Origin of the sequence: Aquisalimonas lutea, assembly GCF_030409225.1 — a bacterium.
In the GTDB taxonomy this organism is placed as follows: domain Bacteria; phylum Pseudomonadota; class Gammaproteobacteria; order Nitrococcales; family Aquisalimonadaceae; genus Aquisalimonas; species Aquisalimonas lutea.
In genome coordinates, this window is record NZ_JAUFPK010000001.1 from 1,165,026 (window position 1) to 1,188,238 (window position 23,213).

The window sequence follows — 23,213 nt, forward strand, 5'->3', positions numbered from 1 at the left end:
TACCGATTTTGGCCGCATCATCAGGGCGCTTGCGAGTGAAGGTAATCGCCCTGCGGCGTACATGCTGGCGCGCAAGCAGTTTGGTGAGAACAGCCAGGTGACCAAGGCCCTTGAGACGGGCAGCACCGGCGCGGGCGGCGCGCTGATCGCGCAGGACTTGCTCGCGGACGTGGTGGAGCTGCTGCGCCCGCGCAGCGTCGTGCGCCGTGCAGGCGCGATCACCATGGATTGCCCGTGGGGCACGAAGACCGTGCCGCGTCTTGCCAGCTCGGCGACCGCGTCGTACGTCGCGGAGAACGCCGATATACCCGCCAGCGAGCCGGGCTTCGACACCGACAGCATTGAGCTGAAGAAGCTCGCCTGCCTTGTGCCGCTCAGCAACGAGCTGGTCAGCTTCACCTCAACCGTGGGCCGCGCGGACGAGATCGTGCGCGATGACATGGTGCAGGAGCTGGGCCAGACCGAGGACCGGGAGTTCTTGATCGGCGACGGCGCGAGCGGCGGCCCGGAGGGCCTGACGACGCAAGCCCTTGCCGGCCAGACCGACACCGCCACGAGTGATGAAGAGGTGACGCTGCGGACCGCCGTCAATCATCTGGAGCAGGCCAATGTGCCGGGCGAGCGCCTTGGCTGGGTCATGTCGCCGCGTACGTTCAACTATCTGTTCACGGCGCGCGATACCAACGGCAACTTGAAGTTTCCCGAGCTGCGCAACGACGTGCCGACGCTGTGGAATTTCCAAGTGTACAAGACCACAGCCATCCCCAACGACGGCGGCAGCGGTAGCGATGAGTCGCAGATCATCTTCACCGACTTCAGCCAGGTCGTCGTCGCCGAGGCGCTGGGTATGCGGGTGGATGTGACGCAGGACGGGGCGTATCTGGATTCGGGTTCGACGATGCGCTCGGCGTTCACCCGCGACCAGACCATCATCCGCGCCATTCGTCACCACGCCCTGTACCTGCGCCACCCCGAAGCCGTGGCGGTCGTGGATGCCGTGACCTGGGGCGCGTAAAGCGCGCGCGAGGTGTAAGAGCGGGCAGGGAGGCTCGCCCCGGCCCTGTGGGGTGAATGATGACGACGGTCGCGCAGGTCGAGTACAACTTACGCGCCAACACGCGCGGGCTGCGGGCGGCACGGCAGCAGCTCGAACGCTTCGCCCAGGTCGCCGAGCGGGCGGGCAAGCAGGTGGATGCGCTCGCGCGGCAGAATCTCGCTGGCGGCTTGCAGCGCCAAGGCCAGGCCGCGCAGCGCAGTGCCCAGCAGACGAGCCGCCTTGCCCAGCAAACGGCCCGTGTAGCCGCACAGATGCGCTCAGGCAACAGCCAGGTGGATGCGCTGGTACGTGGGCTCACTTCGACCGATAAGTCGACACAGCGGGCTGCACGTAGCCAGAAAACGCTACTGTCGACCCTCGGCGGCAGCAACCGTGCCGTCGCCCAGCAGGCGCAAGCCCTGGCCCGCTTGAGCCAGGCGCAGGCGCAGGGCGTGGTGACGACCCGGCAGGCTGCCGAACAGCAACGCCTTATCGGCCAGCGCTTCACCACCACCGCCGTGAACAGCCGCGACCTGCGCCTCAACATGCGCGGGCTCAACGCGAGCATGGATCAGCTCGCCACCGTCGCCGCTGCGGCGGGCGGGCCGGTCGGGCAGCTCGGCGCGCAGGTGGGCATGCTTGGCGGCGCACTGCGCAGCATGAACCCGCTTATGGCGGCCGGTGCCGCCGCCCTGGCTGGCGGGGGCGGCATCGCAGCCGCAGCCAACCGCGCGGCGCAGCAGATTGATGCGCTCAACAACCGCGCCCAAGCGGCGGGCATGGCGGTGGAGCAGTATGACGCCCTGGTGTTCACCTTCACCCAGCTCGCCGGGGTGACGGAGAACGAGGCGAACAATGCCCTGCGGCGCTACTCGCGGCGCGTCGGCGATGCCCGGGATGGGACCGGGCGCTTGGCGGATGAACTCAAGGCGGCGGGCGTACGCCTCAACCAGTTTCTTCGCCAGAGCCCGAGTCAGCAGATGCGCACGCTTGCGCGGGCCATGTCGAATGTCGAGGACGCGCAGCAGCGGGCCAGCCTCGCCGCCGCCGCGTTCGGCGCCGAGAACGTGCAGCTCGGGCTCGCCTTCTCGCAGGGCGAAGGTGCGCTGACGAGCTACATGGAGAAGGCGGAGCGGCTGGGCCTTGTGAATCAAGAGCAGGCGGAGACCGCCGGGGAGGTACTGGCGGCGCAGGATGAGCTGCGGCGCGCCGTACGCGAGCTGTCGTTCACGCTCGTGGAGCAGTTCGGCCCCGCGCTTGCCCGCGCCGCCGATGAGCTACGCGGCCTGCTGTCGATCATGGGCGACGTCAGCGATATGTCGCGCCTCATCAACGACCGCATGCAGCACATGGCCCCGGAGATCGGCCTGCCCGTCAATCGGCTGCAAGCCGCCGCTGAGACGATTGAGAACGCGCGTGAGCGCATCGCAGCGGCGCAGGCGGAGATGGATGGGGGTGTGGGTCTGCGCCGAAGGACCCAACTACAGGCGATCATCAGGCAGGAGAATGCGGAGATCGAGCGCGCCGTGGAGCACCGCCAGCGCTTGCTTGAATCGTACGAAGCCCCGGACAGCGTACTGACCCAGCGCTTCATCTTCGCCCAGCCGCAAGCCCCCACCGGGGCGCCCGGAACGGGCGACGGTGGTGGTGGCGACACCGACCCCGCCGCGGAGATGGTGCAGCGGCTTGAAGACCAGAACGCCGTGCTGCGCCGGCAGCAGCAGCTACAGGATGCGAATGAAGAGCAGCGCAAGGTCGCGGTGGCGGTGCTCGAAGCCGAGCAAGAGCTACGCCGCGAAGGCGTCGACCTCAGCAGCGAGCAGGCGCGGCGAGCGCTTGAGCTGACCGCGCAGGTGGAGCGCCAGCGCCTCGCCCATGAGCAGGCCCGCGAAGCCCAGCGCGAGCAAGCCCGGGAGGCGGAGCGCCAGGAGCGGCTACAGCAGCGCCGCGCCCAGCGTATGAACCAGTTGCTACAGCGCCAGGAGAGCGCCATACAGCTCACGCAAGCGCAACTGCGCCTGCTTGGCCAGGGCGAGCAGGCCCGGGCGCGTGAGCTGGCTCAGCTACGCGCACGGCAGCAGCTACAGCAGCAGGGCATCGCCGCGACGAGCGAGCAAGGCCAAGCCTACCTGCGCAACGCCCGCAGGCTCGTGGAGGTGGAGCAGCAGTTGCAGCGCCAGACCGACACCCTGCAGCTCATCGAGAGCGGCGCCCAGCGCACCTTCGAGCGCTTCACGGAAGGGCTGCGCGACGGCGAGAGCGCGTGGGTATCATTCAGGGAGGCGGCGCTTGATGCGATACAGGAGGTCATCAACGAGCTGTTTCGCCTCATGGTGGTGGAGCAGCTCGCGCAGTCGATCAGCGGCAGCCTCTCGGGCAGCAGCGGCGGCGGCTTTCAGGGCGTCGCCGCGAGCGTGAACATGCAGCAAAGCGCCAAGGGCAACGCCTTCGACCGCTCGGGCCTCATGGCGTTTGCCAAGGGCGGCGTGGTGAATACGCCCACGACGTTCGCCTTCGCTAACGGCGTCGGGCTGATGGGCGAGGCCGGCCCGGAGGCCATCTTGCCCCTGACGCGGGGCAGCGGCGGCGAGCTGGGCGTGCAGGCGGCGGGCATCGGCGGCGGCGATCAGATTGTTGAAGTCTACGATCAGCGCAGCGGCGGCGAGCCCATCGAAGCCCGGGAAGACCGGGAGGCCAATGGCGAGCGCCGCGTGCGGCTGTTTGTCAGGGATGAGGTGCAGCGCATGTTCGGCGAAGGCCACGCCGACCGCACCATGCGCGAGAACTTCGGCCAGAAACGCCGACCCACCAAGCGCACGGGCTGATGCCGCCCGTCATCGTTCACCCCCGCTACTACGTGCCCACGGCCTACCCGAAGGACCCGGATGCCGAGGTCTGGTATGGGCTTGAAGTCGGCAGCCATGCGCCCGGCTCAAGTCTTGTGGAGGTGGTGTGGTCGGTGAGCGGCGGGGATGGCGCCCTGGCCCTCATCGACCAGCAAGACGGCGTCGCCGTGGATGGCTACGAGACGGTGAACCGGGTGATGCTGTCAGGCGGCACGCCCCACCAGACCTACCGCCTGACCTGCGCCGCGACCTTCAACCACAACCGCTACCTGCACCTGTCATTTAACCTGCCCGTGTGGCACCTGTAAGGGGTTTCGGTCGTAGGCGTCGCAGTAAGCCGCACCCTGAAGGGGTTTGCCCGTGGCGAACCAAATCATCTGGTAGACAAGTGTACGGAGAAAGACATCCTGATATGTTGCTGAGCCGCCGTATTCGTCGAAGTCGTAATTTACAAGGTCTTCACGGACCCCGCTGAAGGACGCGGGGTTGTCAGTATTGAAGCTTGGCACCAAGATTTCGAAACCAACCAAGTCCCAAGCCTTAGCCCATGCGCTGAAGACGATGTGGCCCTCGGGCATCGCGGCTACGCGGGCATACAGTCGACCAAGGCTGCCCAGGGACTGGTCATCGCGCTGAGGGTCGACCCCGCCGCCGTCTTCGTCTGCTCTACTGATATCCATGATGGTTTCGTGGATCTCTTCTAAGAAGTGCCGCTTCGCCTCTGCGTTGTTCATCGCCATCACCCTCGCGGTTTGAAGGTGAAGCTGAACGTACAGTAGAAGGACTCTCTGTCAAGCGCCGCCCGCCTGGCACCTATGACGCACGCAGCCATTGAGCATCAATAGCTTGGTGCTGTATGGGCTTGGCGTCGCTCAGTGTCAGGAGTTCGTGGGCAAGCCGCTTGCAGAAGCCCTCTGGGTCTTCGGTCGTCTGGCCGTACTCTTCGAGTTCTTCTAGCACCACCTCGACCTCGGGGTGGGGTACAAGGGAGCCATGGTCACGCGCCCAAGCCGACCGCAAGGTGCTGAAGCACGGGTGATCTTCAGGTAGATCTTCAACGTATATTTTCAACCGCTTGAGCCTGGTTGCCGCATCGTCGGCTTCTGGCTTTTCAGCAAGTGGTTCACGCACCGAGTCGTACCAGCCAATAGCGGCGCGCTCGACCATCGCGACAAGTTGCTTCTTGGCGTCTGCGTTGTTCATGACCGCACCCCATGGATGAAGGTGCGGTTGAACATACAGTAGAAGGACTCTCTGTCAACCCGCTGCCCAATCTCCTTACTTATGTCCTTATTTGGGCCTCGGTCAAGTCAGGAGGGAGGCTGCAAGTATCTGATTTGATTGGTGGGCCGTGTAGGATTCGAACCTACGACCAACTGATTAAAAGTCAGCTGCTCTGCCAACTGAGCTAACGGCCCGACGATGCTCTGCCCGTTGCGGCGGTACCCGGAGCACCGGGGACCGACCGCGGATCATACGCAAACTGCCCCGGCTGTCAAACGGCTCCTTCCTCGCCGTGCGCCCGGTACCGGGTCGGGTCGGCGACGCCCGCGTCGCGGAAGCCGGCGGCGCGCAGGCGGCAGGAGTCACAACGGCCGCAGGCCCGGCCCTCGTCGTCCGCCTGGTAGCAGGAGACGGTGCGGGAGTAGTCCACCCCCAGGTCGATACCGCGCCGGATGATCGCCGCCTTGCTGAGCTCGCTCAGCGGCGCGTGGACCCGGAATCGGTCCGTCCCCTCGACCCCCGCCCGGGTGGCGAGATTGGCGGTTTCCTCGAAGGAGCGGATGAATGCCGGGCGGCAGTCCGGGTAGCCGGAGTAGTCCACGGCGTTGACGCCGATGAACAGGTCGAATGCGCCCACCACCTCGGCGTAGCCCAGTGCCAGCGACAGGAAGACCGTGTTGCGGGCCGGGACGTAGGTGACCGGTATGCCTTCCGAGGGGGCTTCCGGCACGTCGATGGACGAATCCGTGAGGGCCGAGCCGCCGATGGCGCCGAGATCCAGGCGCACGGTGCGGTGATCCGCAGCGCCCAGGGAGGCGGCCACCTCGCGGCACGCCGTGAGCTCGGCGCGGTGGCGCTGACCGTAGTCGAAGCTGATGGCGTGGCAGCGGTAACCGTCGGCGCGGGCCATGGCGAGCACCGTGGCGGAATCCAGCCCGCCCGAGAGCAGCACGACGGCGTGGTGGAGATCGGCCGTCATGGCTCAGCGTCCGGGCTCGTCGCCCCACACGAGCTTGTGGAGCTGGAGCTGGAAGCGCACCGGCAGGGCGTCGGCGACCACCCAGTCGGCCAGGTCCCGGGCCGCGACCTGGCCGAAGCTGGGCGAGATCAGGACCTCACAGCGTTCCGCCAGGCGGTGGTCGGCGATCACCTGCCGCGCCCACTCGTAGTCGGCGCGGTCGCAGATGACGAACTTCACCTGGTCGTTGCCGTTGAGCAGCTCCAGGTTCTCCCAGCGGTTGCGCGCCTGCTCCCCCGAGCCCGGTGTCTTGATGTCCACCACCCGGCTGACCCGCGGGTCGATGCCGTCGATGTCCATGGCCCCGGAGGTCTCCAGGGAGACCTCGTGGCCGGCATCCACCAGGGCCTGGAGCAGGGCGTGGCAGCCCTTGCGCTGGGCGAGGGGTTCACCGCCGGTCACGGTGACGTGCCGGCTGCCGTAGCCCTGCACCGTGGCGAGGATCTCCGGCAGCGAGCGGGTCTCCCCGCCGTGGAACGCATAGGCCGTGTCGCAGTAATGGCAGCGCAGCGGGCAGCCGGTGAGCCGCACGAAGACCGTGGGCCAGCCCACCGTCCGCGCCTCGCCCTGCAGCGAATGGAAGATCTCCGTGATGCGCAGTCGTACTGCGGTGGCGGCCTCTGTCATGGTTAATGTCCCGTTTCGCTCGCCTAGCGCCCCTGCTCGTCCATCTGCTCGAGACGGTCGCCGGCGAGGCTGGCCACGGTGGTGTCGGGGTACTGCTCGCGTACCGCCTCCAGCCGCTCCCGTGCCTGCTCCCACTCCTCGCGCTCGTAGTGGATGTAGCCGGCCTTGAGCAGGGCGTCCGGGTGCTTGTTGCTGTCCGGGTCATCGACGAGCTGCTGGAAATGTTCCATGGCCTTGTCGAACTTCCGCTCCACATAGAACGTCTCGGCCAGCCAGTAGCGGGCGTTGTCCACGTACTCGCTGTCCGGGTAGTTGTCGATGACCTCCCGGAAGCCGTCGGCGGCACGCCGGTAGTCACCGTCGCGGAGCAGGTTGAAGGCCTCCCGGTAGACGCCGGCGACCTCGCTGTTCCCGTTTCCGCCATCGCCCCCGTTGCCCCCGTTGTCTCCGGATGCGGACCCGCTGTCATCATTCGAGGGCTCGCCGGCACCGGTGCCGTCCTCGGACTCCGGTGTTTCCGGGCTCTCGGGGAGCGTGCCGTCGCCGGCGGTGGGTGTCCGGCTACCCTGGCTCTCCCGGGCCTGCTCCAGCTCCAGCATGCGGTCGTCCAGGTCCTGGAAAAGATTGCGCTGGCGCTGGCGCAGGTTCTCCAGTTCCTGCCTGAGCGAGTCCAGCTCCCCGGTCAGCCGGGAAACCTCCTCGCGCAGACGCTCCTGCCGGTTGCTGAGGTCCGCCAGGGCGCCCGAGTCCAGCAGCCGCTCCATGCGCTCGACCCGTTCCTCCAGATCCTGGCCGGCGGCGGTGCCCGCCGCCATTGCCAGACCCAGTGCCACGGTGATGACGGTGGTGCGACCGAAACGACGGCCCGGGCTGCCCTGGGGTTGTACGCTCATAGGATTTCCGCGCCTCCGTGATGCTGTCGCCGGTGCGTCGCGTCAGCGCTGGTAGACCAGCTCGGCGCGACGGTTCTGCTCGTAGGCCTCTTCGGTGCTGCCGCTGACGGCCGGGTCCTCTTCACCGTAGCTGACCACTTCGAGCTGATCCTCGGTGGCGCCGTTGAGCAGAAGAATGCGCTTGACTGCTTCCGCGCGCCGCTCGCCCAGGGCGAGATTGTACTCGCGCGAGCCCCGCTCGTCCGTATGGCCCTCGATGACGATCTCCTGCGCCGGATGGTCAGCCAGGAAATCCCCGTGGGACTCCAGGATATCCATATGCTCATCCGGGATCTGGCTGCTGTCAAAAGCGAAGTAGACGATGCGCTCGGAAATGGGGCTGTCCGGGTCGTCCAGGGCTTCCTGGAGCTCCTCGCCCTCCAGCGCATCCCGGTCCTCGAGGCTCCACACGCGGGCGTCATCGCCCTCGTCCTCCTCGGGGCTCGCGGCACGCTCCTCCTCCGTGAGCCCCTCCTGCTCGCGTTCGTCCGCCACGCGCTCCTCGTCGCCGGGCGTCGCGCAGGCGGTCAGCAGCAGGGCCAGGGCGGGTACCAGGAGCCAGGTGAGTCGGGGTGTCGTCTTGTCCATGTCGTCATTCCCTCTGTTGCGGAGTGGATCGGGTGTGTATTCAGTTGGGAGACCAGGCCGGCTCACGGAGCGTGCGGCCTTCCGTTGCCATGATGTTGCGTGCGCTGCCGAACAGGGAGGCCGTGCCGAGCACCCCGGTACCATTCTGCTGCGTGGCGTAGACCACCATGGCGCCGTTGGGCGCGAAGCTCGGGCTCTCGTCCTGCGGCCCGTCGCTGAGCACCTCGAAGCGGTCGCTGTCCAGGTACTGCACGGCGATGCGGAAGCCCTGGTCCGTCCGGTGCACCATCGCCAGCCGGTCGCCCGAGGGCGAGATGTCCGGCGAGGCGTTGTAGTTGCCCTGGTACGTGACGCGCTCGACGCTGTCGCCGTTGATGTCGGTGCGATAGATCTGCGGGCTGCCGCCGCGGTCCGAGGTGAAGTAGAGCTGCTCGCCGTCCGGGCCCCAGACCGCCTCGGTGTCGATGCCGAAGTGATCGGTGACCCGGCGGGTCTGTCCGCTTTCCACGTCCAGGATGTAGACGTCCGTCTGGCCGTCCCGGGACAACGTGATGGCCAGGCGCGAGCCGTCGGGGGACCAGGACGGGGCGCTGTTGAGCCCCTCGAAGCTGGCGATGGCGCGCCGCTCCCCGGAGCGCACGTTCTGGACGTAGATCTCCGAGCGCCGGCCCTCGAAGGAGACGTAGGCCAGGCGCTCGCGATCCGGGGACCACGCCGGCGACAGCAGCGGCCGGGACGAGCTCAGGATGGACTGCGGATCGTGGCCGTCGGCGTCGGCGACCACCAGGTGGTATTCGCGGTCGTCGCCCTCGCCGTCCACCGCCACGTACGCCATCATGGTGTTGAAGGCACCGGGTCGGCCGAGCAGCTCTTCGTAGATGTTGTCGCTGATCACGTGGGCCAGGGTGCGCAGGGAGTCCTGGCCGACGTTGTAGCTGCGGCCGAGCAGGCGCTCGCCGGTGTAGACGTCCAGCAGCTCGTAGCGGACGCGGTAGCCGTCGTCGCTCCGGCTGCCGGAGCCGATCACCAGGTTGTCCACGCCCAGGGCGCGCCAGTTCTCGTAGCGCACCTCGTCGCTGCGCGTGGGGTTGTCGATGAACTCCTCCGGCGGCAGCGGATCGAACTGGCCGCTGCGCAACAGGTTGGCCCGGATGATGGCGCCGATGTCCTCGGGCAGCTCGTTGCCGTCGTCACCGAACTCGGCCACGGCGATGGGCAGGGCCGCCTCGGCGCCCCGGGTGATCTCGACCACCAGCTCGTCGGCCTGCACGGGCCCCGAGAGCAGCGCGAGCGCCGCGATTGTGCCTGCCAGGCGTTGCAATCTTGTCAGCATGTTCATCCGTCCGGGGTGAATCGAAAAACGAAATTGTTCAGGCCGGCGCGCCGGAAGATTTCCTCATTATCCGGGACTGTCAGCGGCGATGCACGGTGAATGGCGTTCTCGGCGGAGCGGTCGAAGGACGGGCTGCCGCTGCTGCGCCTGATTTCCGTGCTGATCACCTCGCCGTCGGCGCGCAGGCGCACCCGGACATCGGCGCTCAGCCCCCGGTCGGAGCCCGGCGGCCGGGTCCAGGCGCTCTCCACCTCCCGCTGCCAGATGCTTGCCAGCCGGCTGGTGGCCCGTTCCGCCCGGCGCTGCAGCTGCTCCTCCCGGGCCTCGCGCTGGAGTGCTTCCTCGCGCTCCCGCTCTGCCTGCTCCTCCGCCCGGCGCCGCTCCTCTTCACGGCGTCGCTGCTCGGCCTCTTCCTGCCGTCGCCGCTCGGCTTCCTCCTCCATCTGCCGCTGGCGTTCCGCCTCCTCCTGCCGGCGCCGTTCTTCCTCGCGCCGCTGCCGCTCGGCCTCTTCCTGCCGGCGTTGCTCCTCCTCGCGGCGCTGCTGCTCGGCTTCTTCCTGCCGGCGCCGCTCGGCTTCCCGGCGCTGGCGCTCCGCCTCCTCTCGCTGGCGTCGCTGCTCGGCCTGCTCCTGCTCCCGCTGGCGCCGCAGCTCGGCCTCGCGCTGCGCGCGCTCCTGCGCCTCCTGCTGGCGTTGCTCTTCCAGGCGCCGGCGCTCTTCGGCTTCACGCTGCCGTTGCTGCTCGGCCTGGCGCTGCCGCTCCGCCTCGGCCTGCTGCCGGCGGCGCGCCTCCTCGGCCTGCTCGCGCGCTGCCTGCTCGGCGCGGCGCTGCTCCCGGATGGGCTCCATGACCGACTGCTCGTTCACGGCCACGGCGTTGATGATCTCCGGGGTCTCCCGCGGCTGCACCACGGACGGACCGCTGATCTGGATGCCGATCACCGCGAACGCCACCATGTGCACCACCACCGAGTAGATGACGTAGCGCCAGGTGGACAGCATCTCCAGCAGGTCGCGCATGGCTCGGATCCCGGTCCTAGTCGTCGTCCGCGGATGGTCGCGTCATCATGCCGACCTGGGGCACGCCCGCGCGCTGGAGCATGGCCATGGCGTCGAGAATGCGCCCGTAGCGCACGGCCTCGTCGCCCCGGACCAGCACGGGGGTGTCCGGATTGTTGCGCATGACCCGGCTGACCAGGTCGGTGACCTCCTCGGCGCTGACCGGCTTGTCCGGGTCGCTGCCGATACTGACCGTGAGCTCGCCGTCCCGGTTCACGGTAACGATCACCGGATCCTCGGCGTCCTGGGGTAGCGGCTCGGCATCGGCCTGGGGCAGGTCCACGTCCACGCCCTGGTAGAGCAGCGGGGCGGTGACCATGAAGATCACCAGCAGCACGAGCATCACGTCGATGTACGGCACGACGTTGATCTCGGCCATGGGTTTGCGCTTGGTTCGCTGGGCGCGACGCATCGTCAGGCTTCCCGGCTCTTCTGCTGTGCCGCCTGGGTGTGCGCATGGCGCTGGAGGATGCTGATGAACTCCTCCATGAAGGTCTCATAGCGGCTGCACAGCCGTTCCACCGAGCTCGCGTAGCGGTTGTAGCCGATCACCGCGGGGATGGCGGCGAACAGCCCCAGGGCCGTGGCGATGAGCGCCTCGGCGATGCCCGGCGCCACGGTGGTGAGCGTCGCCTGCTGCTGCACGCCCAGTGCCCGGAAGGAGTTCATGATGCCCCAGACCGTGCCGAACAGCCCGATGTAGGGGCTGGTGGAGCCCACCGTGGCGAGAAACGGCAGGTGCGCCTCCAGGTCGTCCTCCTCCCGGGACAGGCTGATGCGCATGGCCCGCTGCGAGGCCTCGACCTGGGCATCGGCCGCCGCCCCCTGCTTGCGCATGCGCGAGAACTCCCGGAAACCGGCGCGGAAGATGCGCTCCATGCCGCCGTCGGCCTCCTCCGAGGAGCCCACCCGGGCATAGATCTCCGCCAGGTTGCCGCCGGACCAGAAGCGGTCCTCGAAATCCTCGGCGGACCGGGAGGCCGCGCGGATGACGGCGCGCTTGCGGAAGATCAGCGCCCAGGAAGCGATCGAGGCGATGATCAGGATCAGCATGACCGCCTTAACCAGGAGGCTGGCCTCGAGCACCAGCCTGACGATGGACAACTCACCTTCCATGCTGCATCTCCGCTCGGATCGTTTCGGGAATGGGGCGCGGCGCGAACCGTTCATCGATGCACGCCACGGTCAGCTCCGCCTCGCACAGCGGCGGTGCCCGGCCGTCCGCCAGGATCCGCTGCCGGAAACCGGCGCTGGCCCGGCGGGCGGTGACGACCTCGCAGGTGACCTGCAACAGGTCGTCGAAGCGCGCGGGCCGGTGGAAGCGAACCTTCATGTCGTGGACCACGAAGACGAGACCGTGTTCACGGCGCAGGCGGTCCTGGTTGACACCGAGGGCGCGGAGCCACTCGGTCCGGGCCCGCTCGAAGAACCGCAGATAGTTGGCGTGGTAGACGACGCCGCCGGCATCGGTGTCCTCATAGTAGACGCGCACGGGCCAACTGAAACCGGTCTCGCTCACGGGCTGCCTCTTGTCGGGTGGCGTTCGCTGGCCGCCACCGGAGTGGCCATGGCCGAGCGCGTCCAATGTAAAGCCATCCCCGGGGGGCGACAACCGCCGGGCGTGTTCGCAGGCTCCAGGACCCTGTCGCCCGGCGGCGACAGAAATGGCCCGGTAGAGCCTCCGGCCCGGGCCAGTGGCGCGGTTCCGGTGTCGCCGTCGGGCGACACGGCGCGCTCAATGGCTCGATGTCGAGGCCTTGAACAGGGACGGATCGATCTGGTGGCGATGCAGCAGCTTGTAGAACTCGGTCCGGTTGCGCTGGGCCAGGCGCGCCGCCTGGCTGACATTGCCGCCGGTGGTCTGGAGCAGCCGCGCCAGGTAGTCCTTCTCGAACCGGCGCCGGGCATCGGCGAAGGGCAGAATCGTGCCCGGCTCGTCCCGCAGGGCGGACTGCACCAGGCTGTCCGGGATCACCGGCGTCGTCGACAGGGTCACGCTCTGCTCCACCACGTTGTAGAGCTGGCGGACATTGCCCGGCCACGGTGCGCTGACCAGGCGTTCCATGGCGTCCGGGGCGAAGCTCCGGGCGCGCTTGTCGTACTTCTGGGCCAGGGTCTGCAGGAAGTGCTTGGCCAGCAGCGGGATGTCCTCGCGCCGGTCGGCCAGAGACGGCAGCTCCAGGGAGACGACGTTGAGGCGGTAGTACAGGTCCTCCCGGAAGCGCCCCTCGTGCATCTCCTCTTCCAGCTGGCGATGGGTGGCCGAGATGATGCGCACGTCCACGGGCTGGGAGGCGGTGGCCCCGACCGGGCGTACGTGGCTTTCCTGGAGCACGCGCAGCAGCTTGACCTGCAACGGCTGGGGCATGTCGCCGATCTCGTCGAGGAACAGCGTGCCGCCGTCGGCCGCCTGGAACAGGCCCTGGTGGTCCTGGGTGGCGCCGGTGAACGAGCCCTTGCGGTGGCCGAACAGCTCGGATTCCAGCAGCGGCTCCGGGATGGCGCCGCAGTTGACCGCGATGAACGGGTTGTCGCCGCGCCGGCTGGCCCGGTGGACCGCCTGGGCGAGGAGCTCCTTGCCCGTGCCGCTGTCGCCGCGGATGAACACGCTGGCATCGGAGTCGGCCACCATGCGTGCCTTGCTCAGCACGTTCTTCATGGTGCCGCTGCGGGTGATGATGTCACGGCTCCAGTCGTCGTCCGCCGGTCCCGCCTGATCGCTGGTGCCGCCGGAGACCTCCAGGGCGGCGGCGACCTGCTCCAGCAGCTTCTGGCTGTCGAAGGGCTTGGTGACGAAGCTGAACACGCCGTTGCGCGTGGCTTCCACGGCATCCGGAATGGACCCGTGCGCGGTGAGGATGATCACCGGCAGAGTGGGGTGATCCTGGTGGATGGCCTCGAACAGCGCCAGCCCGTCCATGCCGTCCATGCGCAGGTCCGTGATGACGACATCGGGACGGGCGGCGGACATGTTGGCCAGGGCTTCTTCACCGCTCTCGGCCGCGGTCACGCTGTAGCCCGCGGACTTCAGGCGGATGGACAGGAGCCGGAGGAGGCCGGGGTCATCATCCACGAGGAGAATGCTGTGTCGATCGGTCATGTCGATCTCCTGCGTACTGCTGGCCCGGGAGCCAGGACCGTTTCCGTGCGCCGCTGCGGTCGCCCGGCGGACGCGGCCGGCTAGTCCTGGTCCCGTTCAATAATGCTGCGTTCAATGGACTTCAGCGCCTCGAGCTGCTCTTCGAGATTCTGATTCCTTGTACGCTGCTCCCCGAGCTGTTGTTCCAGTTCCGCGATGCGTGTGCGGCTGGACGCCCGCTGCAGGTGTGCGTCATGCAGGATGGATGCCAACGCTGCGCGCACCGGGGTATCGCCGGTGTGGTCCGTGCATGCGGCCAGTCCCGCCAGGGCCTCGTCGGAGAGCGACTGTTCGCCCTCGGAGGCCCGTGTCACAAGGGCCAGGCGCACATGGTCATTGGTGCATACCGGGGCGGAGACGGCCTCCTCCAGGCGGCCGCGCTCGGCCTCCAGGGTGAGCTCGTCCATGGCGTCGACCATCAGGGCATAGTCCAGAAGGCCGTCGGTCGCGGGCTGCTCGTCGCCTTCCGGCGACAGGTGGCAGTAGTCCGCCGTTTCACACCAGTGCTCCGTCATGGCCTGGCAGCCGCCGAGAAGCAGCGGCAGCAGAAGCCACGCCAGCCTGTGCCGCGCTCCGGTCTTCCGCTTGTCGCGCACCCATCCGGTTGTGTTGCTCATGGATCGACTCGCTGTGCGTCCAGGGGGATTTCGACCCGGATCGTCGTGCCGCTGGTCTCGCCGGGCTGCAGCCGGATCCGTCCGCCGTGGGCCTCGGCGTACTCCCGGGCGATGGACAGGCCCAGGCCGGAGCCCTTGACGTAGCCCTCCGCACGGGTCCGGCCCTGGAAGAAGGCATCGAACACGGCCTCGTGCTCCTCCAGCGGGATGCCGGGCCCGTCGTCGGTGACGGTCAGCGCCACCTGCCCCCCTTCCCGCGCAAGAGAGACGTGGATGCGCCCACCTGTAGGGGAGAATTTCACGGCATTCGACAGCAGGTTGTCCACAATCGTGCGCAGCTTCTCCGCATCCGCCCGCAGATGCAGATCCTGCAGCTCGGTCTGCAGATGGAGGTCTTTCGACAGCATGGCAGGTTTGTGGTTGCGTGCGACCTCTTCGATCAGGGGGGCAAGGCGGGTGCGGCCGAGCTCCAGGCTCTCCGCCGTATCCCGGGCGGTGCTGAAGTTCAGCAGGTCATCGATCAGGCGCTGCAGCTGCTGCGTGTTGCCGGTGATGATCTCGGCGATCTCCTGCTGCTCCCGGTTGAGCTCTCCCACGGACGGGTCCCCGAGCAGGTCGCCGCCCTCGCGGATGGCCGTCAGCGGTGTCTTGAGCTCGTGGGAGACGTGCCGCAGGAAGCGCGTCTTCTGCTCCTCCAGCTCCAGCAGGCGCTGGCGCAGCCAGTCCAGGCGTTCGCCGACGTACTGCAGGTCCTGCGGACCGCGAACCCGGATGGGCTTGTGGAAATCGCCGTCGCCGAGCCGCCGGATGATGTGGTCCAGCTGCCGGATGGGCCGCGCGATGAGCGTGGTGAAAAAGCCCACGGAGATGATCGTCAGCGGCCCCAGGGCCAGCGCCAGCCAGAACAGCAGCTGCTGCGCCGTGGCGGCGGTATCCCGCATGGTGCGGACCTCGCGGTCCACCATGCGGTTGCTCCCGGAGAGGACTTCCTGGCTGATCTGCGTCAGCGACATGAACTCCTGGGCCAGGGCGAGCTGGTCCACGTCCGAGGTCTCGGAGGCGGTGATACGCTCGAAGATCGCCGCCTCCGCCTCGGCCAGGTCGTCCACGTTCTCCCGGTGGGCATTGTCCAGGGGCAGCCGGTGGAGCCGCTCGATGGTCTCCTGGAACTGCTCGTGGGTGGAGCGCACGTTCTCGAGCAGCTCTTCCTCCTCCAGGATCAGGTACTGGCGGCCGCTGCGCTCCATGGTGGTGAGCAGGTCGTTGAGCTGGCGGCTGGCGGTGATCGCCTGCACGGCCTGGTAGACGGCATGCTGGCTCTGGTTGGCGAGCCGGTCCACGTACAGGCCGGCGTAGCCCAGCGCGATGATCAGCGGCAGGCTGACGAACCCGAACCCGTAAAGGATCAGCTTCAGCGTGGATTTCGGCTGGTACAGGCTCATGGCGGTGCGCCCGGTCAGGGGGTGTCGGTACTGCCGGAGAACAGGTCCCCGGTGGGCGCCTCGCTGCCCGGCGGCGGGGCCAGGCCGAAATGGCGGTAGGCGCTGGCGGTGGCCATCCGGCCCCGGGGCGTGCGCATCATGTAGCCCTGCTGGATGAGAAACGGCTCCAGCACTTCCTCGATGGTGCCGCGTTCCTCGCCGATGGCCGCCGCCAGGTTGTCCACGCCCACCGGGCCGCCGTCGAACTTCTCGATGATGGTCTGCAGCAGCCGCCGGTCCTGGTCGTCGAAGCCGGTCTGGTCCACGTTGAGCAGGCGCAGGGCCTGGTCCGCCACGGTCCCCGTCACCCGGCCGTCGGCGCGCACCTCGGCATAGTCGCGCACCCGCCGCAGAAGGCGGTTGGCGATCCGGGGCGTGCCCCGGGACCGGCGCGCGATCTCCCGGGCGCCGTCGTCGTCGATGCTCAGCGCCAGCAGGTGGGCCGAGCGCGCCACGATTCCGGCCAGGTCGTCCTCGCCGTAGTATTCCAGCCGCTGGGTGATGCCGAAGCGCGCCCGCAGCGGCGCGGTCAGCAGGCCCGCCCGGGTGGTCGCGCCCACCAGGGTGAACGGCGGCAGGTCCAGCTTGATGGAGCGTGCGGTGGGGCCCTCGCCGATCATGATGTCGATCTTGTGGTCTTCCATGGCCGGGTAGAGGACCTCTTCCACCACGGCGCTCAGGCGGTGGACCTCGTCGACGAACAGCACGTCGTAGGGTTCCAGGTTGGTGAGCAGCGCCGCCAGGTCGCCGGCCTTCTCCAGCACCGGACCGGACGTCTGGCGCAGGTTCACGCCCATCTCGTGGGCAATGATGTGCGCCAGGGTCGTCTTGCCCAGGCCCGGCGGGCCGAAGATCAGCAGGTGATCCAGGGCGTCCCCGCGGCGGCGGGCCGCCTCGATGAAGATCTCCATCTGCTCGCGTACCACCGGCTGGCCCACGTAGTCGGCCAGCTGCTTCGGCCGGATGGCCCGGTCCAGCGCTTCGTCTTCCGGTGACGCGTTGGCGGTGACGACACGGTCGGGTTCGATCATGAGGCCGTCCTGAGCTGGAGTCTCGAGGCTCCCTATCTTACGGATTTTTGCAGGGCTCTGCGGATGAGTTCTTCACTGGCGAGCCCGGGCTCGCCGGCGTTGTCCACCAGGCGCGCCGCCTCGGCCTGCTTGTAGCCCAGCGCCACCAGGGCGCTGACCGCCTCGGCCACGGCGCCGTCGGCGGCCGGCGCCGCGCTGGTGCTGTCCGCGACCGGCGCGACGCCGCCGACCAGGGCCTTGACCCGGCCTTCCATCTCGATGACCAGCCGCTCGGCGGTCTTGCGGCCAACCCCCGGTATGCGGGTCAGCGGCGTGGCATCCTGCTGCTGCAGGCACTGGATGAAATCCTCCACCCGCATGCCGGACAGCAGCGTGAGCGCCAGCTTGGGGCCGACACCGTTGACCCGGATGAGGGCGCGGAACAGCTCCCGCTCCCGGCCCGAGCCGAAGCCGTAGAGGGTGTGCCCGTCCTCGCGCACCACCAGATGCGTGTGCAGGGTGACCTGCTCGCCCACCGCGGGCAGCTCGTAGAAGGTCGACAGCGGCGCCTGGACCTCGTAGCCCACGCCGTGGACATCCACCAGCAGGTCCGGGGCCTGCTTCGCCGCCAGCGTGCCCATGAGGCGTCCGATCATGCGCGTCTCCCGCGGGTGTCCCGAATGCGTTGCTGCAAGGGGGTCTGGTGGACGTGACACAGCGCCACCGCCAGGGCGTCGGCGGCGTCCTCGGCGAGACGCCGGTCCATGCCCAGGAGCTGCCCCACCATGTGGGCGACCTGGGCCTTCTCCGCCGAGCCGGTGCCCACCAGCGCCTGCTTGACCGCCCGGGGCGTATACTCCGCCACCTCCAGGCCGCGGGTGGTCCCCGCGCACAGCGCCGCGCCCCGGGCCTGGCCCAGCTTCAGGGCAGCGCTGACGTTCTTCTGCACGAACACCTGCTCCACGGCCATGAGCGCCGGCCGGTACTGCTCGATCAGCGCCACGAGGTCGGTGAAGATCACCCGCAGGCGCTCCGGAAACGCGGACGCCCCGGTGCGGATGACGCCGCTGTCCACGTAGGCGTAGCGGCCGGCCTCGGCGTCGACGATGCCGTACCCGGTCACGCGGGACCCGGGGTCGATGCCGAGTACGCGCGTCATGGGCCGGCCCTACGCCTGGGCGTAGGCCTCCTCGGCGATCTCCGCGTTGTGATAGACGCGCTGCACATCGTCAAGATCCTCCAGCCGCTCCAGCAGCTTGACCATGCGGACCGCGTCATCGCCCGCCAGGCTCACCGTCGTGGACGGGCGCATGGTGACCTCGGCATCGTCCGGCTCCAGGCCGCCGCTGACCAGCGTGTCGCGCACCTCGATGTAGGTGTCCGGCGTCGTGAGGACCTCGATGGAGCCGTCCTCGTTGGTGACGATGTCCTCGGCGCCGGCTTCCAGCGCCAGCTCCATGACCCGGTCCTCGTCCGTGCCCGGGGCGAAGGTAATGACCCCGGCGTGGGTGAACAGAAAGGCCACGGAGCCGTCCGTGCCCAGGTTGCCGCCGTGCTTGTTGAACGCGTGCCGGATCTCGGAGACGGTGCGGTTGCGGTTGTCGGTCATGGTCTCGACCATCACCGCGGCCCCGCCGGGGCCGTAGCCCTCGAACCGCGGCTCCTCGTAGTGGGCGTTCTCGTCCTGCCCGGCGGCGCGCTTGATGGCCCGCTCGATATTGTCCTTGGGCATGTTGACCGCCAGCGCGCGGTCCACTGCCAGGCGCAGGCGCGGGTTGGCGTCCGGGTCCGGCTCGCCGAGCCGGGCGGCGACGGTGATCTCCCGGATCATCTTGGTGAAGATCTTGCCGCGCTTGGCGTCCTGCGCCTTCTTCTTGTGCTTGATGTTGGCCCACTTGCTGTGACCTGCCATGCCACTCCCTCGATTCGTGCCGGTTCCGGGCCGCCTGCGGCACCGGCGCAGGCGGCCCCTGCCTGGTGCGGGAGCTTACTAGTGTCGTGCCCCGCAGAAAACTTGCCATTGTCCGCGCCGCGGCGGGCCGGGGTCGCCCGGCCGCTGACGCGAAGTATTGCATCCGGGGCCGAGAGGGCCTAGTCTTGAGGTGACGTCGCCGTCATGTTTTGCCCGTCGTCGACGCGAGGGGCAGCCGCAAATGCCGGTGCAGCAAGGGTGGCGGCGTGGAAAATAACTGAATCAGTGCTCATTTCCGGCTGCACAGGCGGGGACTGGAAGCACTTCACATAAGGCGATACCCAGCTGTATGCCAGGGAGGAGAGGACCATGAACCGATTGCTCACCACGGCCGCAGTGGCGGCCTCCGTATTGACCGCCGGTGCCGCGGGTGCCCAGGAGGCGGTGCGAATTGCCCACATTTCCGGGTTCTCCGGGCCGCTCGAGGCGTATGCCGAGCAGACATCCCGCGGCATGGAGATGGGCTTCGAGTACGCCACCGACGGCAGCATGGAGGTCGCCGGCCGGCCCATCGAGATCATCCGCAAGGACGACCAGGGTGACCCCTCGCGTGCCCGCGCGCTGGCGCAGGAGGCCTACGGCGAGGACGACGCGCACATGGTGGTCGGCTCCATCTCCTCCGGGGTGGCGCTGGCGATGCTGCCCATCGCCCAGGAGTGGGAGCGGATCATGATCCCCGAGGGCGTCGCCGACGGCATCACCGGCGAGCAGTGGAACCGCTACATCTTCCGCATCGGGCGCAACTCGTCCCAGGACGCCGTATCCAACGCCGTGGCCATCGGCGAGGAGGGCGTGTGCGTGGCCACCATCGCCCAGGACTACGCCTTCGGCCGGGACGGCGTGGCGGCGTACAAGGAGGCCATGGAGGCCGAGGGCGGCCGCGTGGTGCACGAGGAGTACCTGCCCACCGACGCCACGGACTTCACGGCGGCCGCGCAGCGGCTGTTCGAGTCCCTCCGGGGCCGCGACGACTGCACCGACAAGTACATCTTCGGCATCTGGGCGGGGCAGACGAATCCCTTCGGCCGCATCCAGGACCTGGAGCCGGAGCGCTACGGCATCACCATGAGCACCGGCGGCAACATCCTGCCGGCCATGGTCGGCTACTCGGAGTTCGAGGGCATGGAAGGGGCGACCTTCTACTACTTCGAGTCCCCGGACAACGACATGAACGACTGGCTGGTGGAGCAGCACTACGACCGCTACGATGCGGCGCCGGACTTCTTCACCGCCCAGGGCTTCGCCCAGGCCATCGCCATTACCGAGGCCCTGCGCGAGACCGACGGCTCCACGGATACCGAGGACCTCATCGCCGCGCTCGAGGGGCTCGAGTTCGATACGCCCAAGGGGCCCATGCGCATCCGCCCGGAGGACCACCAGGCCATGCAGTCCATGTACCACTTCCGCATCGAGGCCCAGGAGCGCAGCGACTGGTTCGCCGGTGACGAGACGCAGACCGTGGGCGTGCCCGTGCTGGTGGACGAGCTCACCAAGGAAGAGCTGGATATCCCGATCCGCAACTGAGCCCGGTGATCCGTGCCGGAAGACCCTCGCGGCGGGGCCGAACGGCCCCGCCGCCGGGTGCGGCATGGATCCCGGCCCGGCACCAGCCTGGACGAGGGGGCGTCATGGCAACGGTTCAGCCCGTACTCGAGAGCCGCAATCTCACCATCAGCTTCGGCGGTCATATCGCCGTGCACGACGTATCCTGCGGCTTCTACCCCGGTACGCTTACCTCCATCGTCGGCCCCAACGGCGCCGGCAAGACCACCTGGTTCAATCTGCTCTCCGGCCAGCTCCGGCCCACCGGCGGGCAGGTGCTGCTGCGGGGCGAGGACATCACGCGCCTGGCCGCGCCGGCGCGTGCGGACAGGGGGCTGGGGCGCGCGTTCCAGCTGACCAACCTGTTCCCGAACCTGACGGTGCTGGAGAACTGCCGGCTCGCGGTCTCGTCCCGGCAGAAGGTCGGCTACAACTTCTGGACCATGGACAGCCGGCGGCAGGATGTCACCGACCGTGCCATGGAGTATCTCCGGCAGGTTCACCTGGAGCACCGCGCCGACTACGTGGTCAGCGGGCTGCCCCACGGCGACCAGCGCAAGCTGGAGGTGGGCCTGCTGCTGGCGCTGGAGCCGGAGGTGTTCATGTTCGACGAGCCCACTGCCGGCATGAGCGTGGACGAGGTCCCGGTGATCCTGGACCTCATCGGCGAGATCCGGCAGCGCGGCGACAAGGTGGTGCTGCTGGTGGAGCACAAGATGGACGTGGTGCGCTCGCTGTCGGATCGCATCGTCGTGCTCCACAACGGCGAGCTCGTCGCCGACGGCGAGCCGGCGGAGGTCATCGCCTCGCCGGTGGTGCAGGAGGCGTACCTGGGCATCCCGCAGGACGAGGCCGAGGGCGCCTGAGGGCGACCGGGCCGTGACGCGAACGGACAGCGAGACCGGCATCATGGCGGACGCATTACTCGAACTCACCGGACTGCACGCCAATATCGGGCAGTACCACATCCTCCACGGCGTCGACCTGCAGGTGCCGCGCGGCGAGCTCACGGTGCTGCTGGGGCGCAACGGCGCCGGCAAGAGCACCACGCTGCGGACGATCATGGGGCTGACGCAGGTTTCCCGCGGGCAGGTGCGCTTCAACGGCGAGGACATCACCGGCGAGGCGACGCCGCGGGTGGCGCGCCGGGGCGTCGCCTTCGTTCCGGAGGACATGGGCATCTTCCAGCTCCTGACCGTGCGCGAGAACATGGAGCTGGCGGCCGCCAGCGGGCCCATGGATCCGGCACGGCTGGACTGGGTGCAGCAGCTGTTTCCGCCGCTGAAGCGCTTCTGGGACAAGCCGGCCGGCAATCTCTCCGGCGGCCAGAAGCAGATGCTCGCCATTGCCCGCGCCATCATCGAGCCCCGGGAGCTGCTGCTCGTGGACGAGCCCACCAAGGGGCTGGCGCCGTCGATCATCAACGATCTGCGCGACGCCTTCCGTGAGCTCAAGGAACGCGAGGCCACCATTTTGCTGGTCGAGCAGAACTTCAATTTTGCCCGTGCCCTGGGGCAGTCCGTGGCGGTGATGGACGACGGGCGCATCGTGCACACGGGCCGGATGGCGGCCCTGGCCGAGGACGAGGCACTGCAGCAGCAGCTGCTGGGGCTCAGCCTCGGGGCCCACCAGTAAGGGGAGCGAACATGACGGCCGATACTTCAACGGCGACGGACCCTGCCGCGGGACGCGGGCTGCGCCGGCGCCTGTCCGCCTTCCGCGAGGGCTATCCGCATTTCTTCCTGCTGGGCCTGCTGGCGGGCGTGACCCTCCTGCTGGCGGTGGTGCCGTACGGCATCATCGCGGCGCCCTGGCAGGATGCGGCCGGGGAGGCACCCCGCCTGGTCCGGCTGTTCCGCATGGACATCCAGACCTGGTTCACGCTTACGGTCAGCGGCATGGCCATGGGGTTGCTCATCTTCATCATGTCCTCGGGGATGACGCTGACCTTCGGGCTCATGAACGTGCTCAACCTGGCCCACGGCGGGTTCATCTCGTTCGGCGCCTTCTGCGGCGCCACGGTGGTGGCGGCGCTATCGGGCTGGGGCGGCAGCGGCAGCCTGGTCCTCACCGCGGGCCTGCTGCTGCTCGCCTTCGTGTACGCCATGGTCGTCACCGGTGCCCTGGGCGTGTTCTTCGAGCGGGTGGTGATCCGGCCCGTGTACGGGAATCACCTCAAGCAGATCCTGGTGACCATCGGCGGCTCGATCATCCTCGTCCAGCTCATCCAGGTCATCTGGGGGTCGACGGACATCCCGGTGTCCCGGCCGGAGCTGCTGCGCGGCGCCGTGATCATCAATGAGGGCGTGCCCCTGATCGGCGGTGCGGCCATCGAGATCTACCGGCTCATGGCGGTGGTCGTCGGCCTGATCCTCTACGGGGTCATGCAGCTCATCATCAACCGCACGAAGATCGGCGTGCTCATCCGCGCCGGGGTGGAGAACACCGAGATGGTGGAGATCCACGGCTACCGGATCCGCATGCTGTTTCTCGCCGTATTCGTCGCCGGCTCGGCGCTGGCGGGGCTGGGCGGGGCCATGTGGGGCATGTACGAGCAGATCGTCAATGCCCACATGGGCGAGCACCTGATGATCATGGTCATCGTCGTGATCATTCTCGGCGGCCTGGGGTCGGTGACCGGCTGCTTCTACGGCGCGATTCTCGTCGGCCTGATCAACCTGTACGTGGGCTACCTGGAGCCGCGGCTCGCGGGCGTGGCCACGGTGGGGCTCATGGTGGCGGTGCTCATGTGGCGGCCCCAGGGGCTGATCCCCGTTCTCCGGCACTGAG

At 68.3% G+C, this 23,213-nt stretch carries 25 protein-coding genes and 1 tRNA gene; 7 read left to right on the forward strand and 19 right to left on the reverse strand.

Translation table 11 applies throughout. The features are described 5' to 3' along the window. The 3 genes from QWY84_RS05525 to QWY84_RS05535 form a co-directional block, all read left to right on the forward strand. On the forward strand, positions 1 to 1,015 hold a 1,015-nt coding region (locus tag QWY84_RS05525; protein WP_290201444.1), incomplete at its 5' end, for a phage major capsid protein. Between the two features lie 56 nt (positions 1,016 to 1,071). Next, positions 1,072 to 3,861, forward strand: a complete 2,790-nt coding sequence (locus tag QWY84_RS05530) for a phage tail tape measure protein (RefSeq protein WP_290201445.1) — start codon at positions 1,072 to 1,074, stop codon at positions 3,859 to 3,861. Further along, complete coding sequence (locus QWY84_RS05535; RefSeq protein WP_290201446.1) at positions 3,861 to 4,190, forward strand: phage fiber-tail adaptor protein; 330 nt, start codon at positions 3,861 to 3,863, stop codon at positions 4,188 to 4,190. Before QWY84_RS05530 ends, QWY84_RS05535 begins: the two co-directional genes overlap by 1 nt. Here the strand turns inward: QWY84_RS05535 and QWY84_RS05540 are convergent. The 19 genes from QWY84_RS05540 to QWY84_RS05630 form a co-directional block, all read right to left on the reverse strand. Beyond that, entirely contained in the window at positions 4,161 to 4,616 is a 456-nt protein-coding gene (locus QWY84_RS05540; protein ID WP_290201447.1) for a hypothetical protein, read from the reverse strand. The genes QWY84_RS05535 and QWY84_RS05540 overlap by 30 nt on opposite strands. A gap of 79 nt (positions 4,617 to 4,695) precedes the next feature. Beyond that, the gene (locus QWY84_RS05545; RefSeq protein WP_290201448.1) at positions 4,696 to 5,085 is read right to left on the reverse strand and encodes a hypothetical protein; all 390 of its coding nucleotides are present in this window, start codon (positions 5,083 to 5,085) and stop codon (positions 4,696 to 4,698) included. 139 nt (positions 5,086 to 5,224) lie between these two features. Then, positions 5,225 to 5,300 (reverse strand) — tRNA-Lys (locus QWY84_RS05550). Positions 5,301 to 5,377: 77 nt separating this feature from the next. After that, positions 5,378 to 6,085, reverse strand: coding sequence for a 7-cyano-7-deazaguanine synthase QueC (queC, locus tag QWY84_RS05555; RefSeq protein WP_290201449.1), 708 nt, complete (start codon positions 6,083 to 6,085; stop codon positions 5,378 to 5,380). A gap of 3 nt (positions 6,086 to 6,088) precedes the next feature. Then, on the reverse strand, positions 6,089 to 6,751 hold the full coding sequence (gene queE / locus QWY84_RS05560) for a 7-carboxy-7-deazaguanine synthase QueE (RefSeq protein WP_290201450.1): 663 nt from the start codon (positions 6,749 to 6,751) through the stop codon (positions 6,089 to 6,091). A 23-nt stretch (positions 6,752 to 6,774) separates the two neighbouring features. Then, on the reverse strand, positions 6,775 to 7,644 hold the full coding sequence (ybgF, locus tag QWY84_RS05565; protein ID WP_290201451.1) for a tol-pal system protein YbgF: 870 nt from the start codon (positions 7,642 to 7,644) through the stop codon (positions 6,775 to 6,777). Positions 7,645 to 7,686: 42 nt separating this feature from the next. Further along, complete coding sequence (gene pal, locus QWY84_RS05570) at positions 7,687 to 8,271, reverse strand: peptidoglycan-associated lipoprotein Pal (protein WP_290201452.1); 585 nt, start codon at positions 8,269 to 8,271, stop codon at positions 7,687 to 7,689. 40 nt (positions 8,272 to 8,311) lie between these two features. Next, on the reverse strand, positions 8,312 to 9,604 hold the full coding sequence (gene tolB, locus QWY84_RS05575) for a Tol-Pal system beta propeller repeat protein TolB (protein ID WP_290201453.1): 1,293 nt from the start codon (positions 9,602 to 9,604) through the stop codon (positions 8,312 to 8,314). A gap of 2 nt (positions 9,605 to 9,606) precedes the next feature. Then, on the reverse strand, positions 9,607 to 10,623 hold the full coding sequence (gene tolA / locus QWY84_RS05580) for a cell envelope integrity protein TolA (protein WP_290201454.1): 1,017 nt from the start codon (positions 10,621 to 10,623) through the stop codon (positions 9,607 to 9,609). Positions 10,624 to 10,639: 16 nt separating this feature from the next. Further along, on the reverse strand, positions 10,640 to 11,074 hold the full coding sequence (tolR, locus tag QWY84_RS05585; protein ID WP_290201455.1) for a protein TolR: 435 nt from the start codon (positions 11,072 to 11,074) through the stop codon (positions 10,640 to 10,642). 2 nt (positions 11,075 to 11,076) lie between these two features. Further along, positions 11,077 to 11,778 carry a protein TolQ gene (tolQ, locus tag QWY84_RS05590; protein WP_290201456.1) on the reverse strand — a complete coding sequence of 234 codons (702 nt, stop codon included), beginning with the start codon at positions 11,776 to 11,778 and terminating at the stop codon, positions 11,077 to 11,079. Next, positions 11,768 to 12,181, reverse strand: a complete 414-nt coding sequence (gene ybgC, locus QWY84_RS05595; RefSeq protein WP_290201457.1) for a tol-pal system-associated acyl-CoA thioesterase — start codon at positions 12,179 to 12,181, stop codon at positions 11,768 to 11,770. Before ybgC ends, tolQ begins: the two co-directional genes overlap by 11 nt. A 216-nt stretch (positions 12,182 to 12,397) precedes the next feature. After that, on the reverse strand, positions 12,398 to 13,762 hold the full coding sequence (locus tag QWY84_RS05600; protein ID WP_290201458.1) for a sigma 54-interacting transcriptional regulator: 1,365 nt from the start codon (positions 13,760 to 13,762) through the stop codon (positions 12,398 to 12,400). Positions 13,763 to 13,842: 80 nt separating this feature from the next. Next, positions 13,843 to 14,418: a hypothetical protein gene (locus tag QWY84_RS05605; RefSeq protein ID WP_290201459.1), complete on the reverse strand. Its 576-nt coding sequence runs from the start codon at positions 14,416 to 14,418 to the stop codon at positions 13,843 to 13,845. Continuing rightward, entirely contained in the window at positions 14,415 to 15,860 is a 1,446-nt protein-coding gene (locus QWY84_RS05610) for a HAMP domain-containing sensor histidine kinase (protein WP_290201460.1), read from the reverse strand. Before QWY84_RS05610 ends, QWY84_RS05605 begins: the two co-directional genes overlap by 4 nt. Positions 15,861 to 15,874: 14 nt before the next feature. After that, entirely contained in the window at positions 15,875 to 16,930 is a 1,056-nt protein-coding gene (ruvB, locus tag QWY84_RS05615; protein WP_290201461.1) for a Holliday junction branch migration DNA helicase RuvB, read from the reverse strand. A gap of 32 nt (positions 16,931 to 16,962) precedes the next feature. Next, entirely contained in the window at positions 16,963 to 17,565 is a 603-nt protein-coding gene (ruvA, locus tag QWY84_RS05620; RefSeq protein WP_290201462.1) for a Holliday junction branch migration protein RuvA, read from the reverse strand. After that, complete coding sequence (ruvC, locus tag QWY84_RS05625) at positions 17,562 to 18,068, reverse strand: crossover junction endodeoxyribonuclease RuvC (protein ID WP_290201463.1); 507 nt, start codon at positions 18,066 to 18,068, stop codon at positions 17,562 to 17,564. Before ruvC ends, ruvA begins: the two co-directional genes overlap by 4 nt. Positions 18,069 to 18,077: 9 nt before the next feature. Beyond that, on the reverse strand, positions 18,078 to 18,821 hold the full coding sequence (locus QWY84_RS05630) for a YebC/PmpR family DNA-binding transcriptional regulator (protein ID WP_290201464.1): 744 nt from the start codon (positions 18,819 to 18,821) through the stop codon (positions 18,078 to 18,080). Between the two features lie 369 nt (positions 18,822 to 19,190). Here QWY84_RS05630 and QWY84_RS05635 point away from each other — a divergent pair, with 369 nt between their 5' ends. The 4 genes from QWY84_RS05635 to QWY84_RS05650 all read left to right on the forward strand — a co-directional run bounded on the left by QWY84_RS05635 (position 19,191) and on the right by QWY84_RS05650 (position 23,212). Further along, a complete protein-coding gene (locus tag QWY84_RS05635; protein WP_290201465.1) occupies positions 19,191 to 20,405 on the forward strand; it encodes a substrate-binding domain-containing protein in 1,215 nt (404 codons plus the stop codon). Positions 20,406 to 20,509: 104 nt separating this feature from the next. Then, positions 20,510 to 21,289 carry an ABC transporter ATP-binding protein gene (locus tag QWY84_RS05640; protein ID WP_290201466.1) on the forward strand — a complete coding sequence of 260 codons (780 nt, stop codon included), beginning with the start codon at positions 20,510 to 20,512 and terminating at the stop codon, positions 21,287 to 21,289. Between the two features lie 13 nt (positions 21,290 to 21,302). Next, entirely contained in the window at positions 21,303 to 22,058 is a 756-nt protein-coding gene (locus tag QWY84_RS05645; protein ID WP_290201467.1) for an ABC transporter ATP-binding protein, read from the forward strand. 11 nt (positions 22,059 to 22,069) lie between these two features. After that, positions 22,070 to 23,212 carry a branched-chain amino acid ABC transporter permease gene (locus QWY84_RS05650; protein WP_290201468.1) on the forward strand — a complete coding sequence of 381 codons (1,143 nt, stop codon included), beginning with the start codon at positions 22,070 to 22,072 and terminating at the stop codon, positions 23,210 to 23,212. The last annotated feature ends 1 nt before the right edge of the window (position 23,213 follow it).

Coding starts and splice junctions, on each gene's coding strand:
- QWY84_RS05530 (WP_290201445.1), top strand. CDS start 1,072: ATGATGACGACGGTCGCGCAGGTCGAGTACAACTTACGCGCCAACACG.
- QWY84_RS05535 (WP_290201446.1), top strand. CDS start 3,861: ATGCCGCCCGTCATCGTTCACCCCCGCTACTACGTGCCCACGGCCTAC.
- QWY84_RS05540 (WP_290201447.1), bottom strand. CDS start 4,616: ATGAACAACGCAGAGGCGAAGCGGCACTTCTTAGAAGAGATCCACGAA.
- QWY84_RS05545 (WP_290201448.1), bottom strand. CDS start 5,085: ATGAACAACGCAGACGCCAAGAAGCAACTTGTCGCGATGGTCGAGCGC.
- queC (WP_290201449.1), bottom strand. CDS start 6,085: ATGACGGCCGATCTCCACCACGCCGTCGTGCTGCTCTCGGGCGGGCTG.
- queE (WP_290201450.1), bottom strand. CDS start 6,751: ATGACAGAGGCCGCCACCGCAGTACGACTGCGCATCACGGAGATCTTC.
- ybgF (WP_290201451.1), bottom strand. CDS start 7,644: ATGAGCGTACAACCCCAGGGCAGCCCGGGCCGTCGTTTCGGTCGCACC.
- pal (WP_290201452.1), bottom strand. CDS start 8,271: ATGGACAAGACGACACCCCGACTCACCTGGCTCCTGGTACCCGCCCTG.
- tolB (WP_290201453.1), bottom strand. CDS start 9,604: ATGCTGACAAGATTGCAACGCCTGGCAGGCACAATCGCGGCGCTCGCG.
- tolA (WP_290201454.1), bottom strand. CDS start 10,623: ATGCGCGACCTGCTGGAGATGCTGTCCACCTGGCGCTACGTCATCTAC.
- tolR (WP_290201455.1), bottom strand. CDS start 11,074: ATGCGTCGCGCCCAGCGAACCAAGCGCAAACCCATGGCCGAGATCAAC.
- tolQ (WP_290201456.1), bottom strand. CDS start 11,778: ATGGAAGGTGAGTTGTCCATCGTCAGGCTGGTGCTCGAGGCCAGCCTC.
- QWY84_RS05600 (WP_290201458.1), bottom strand. CDS start 13,762: ATGACCGATCGACACAGCATTCTCCTCGTGGATGATGACCCCGGCCTC.
- QWY84_RS05605 (WP_290201459.1), bottom strand. CDS start 14,418: ATGAGCAACACAACCGGATGGGTGCGCGACAAGCGGAAGACCGGAGCG.
- QWY84_RS05610 (WP_290201460.1), bottom strand. CDS start 15,860: ATGAGCCTGTACCAGCCGAAATCCACGCTGAAGCTGATCCTTTACGGG.
- ruvB (WP_290201461.1), bottom strand. CDS start 16,930: ATGATCGAACCCGACCGTGTCGTCACCGCCAACGCGTCACCGGAAGAC.
- ruvA (WP_290201462.1), bottom strand. CDS start 17,565: ATGATCGGACGCCTCATGGGCACGCTGGCGGCGAAGCAGGCCCCGGAC.
- ruvC (WP_290201463.1), bottom strand. CDS start 18,068: ATGACGCGCGTACTCGGCATCGACCCCGGGTCCCGCGTGACCGGGTAC.
- QWY84_RS05630 (WP_290201464.1), bottom strand. CDS start 18,821: ATGGCAGGTCACAGCAAGTGGGCCAACATCAAGCACAAGAAGAAGGCG.
- QWY84_RS05635 (WP_290201465.1), top strand. CDS start 19,191: ATGAACCGATTGCTCACCACGGCCGCAGTGGCGGCCTCCGTATTGACC.
- QWY84_RS05640 (WP_290201466.1), top strand. CDS start 20,510: ATGGCAACGGTTCAGCCCGTACTCGAGAGCCGCAATCTCACCATCAGC.
- QWY84_RS05650 (WP_290201468.1), top strand. CDS start 22,070: ATGACGGCCGATACTTCAACGGCGACGGACCCTGCCGCGGGACGCGGG.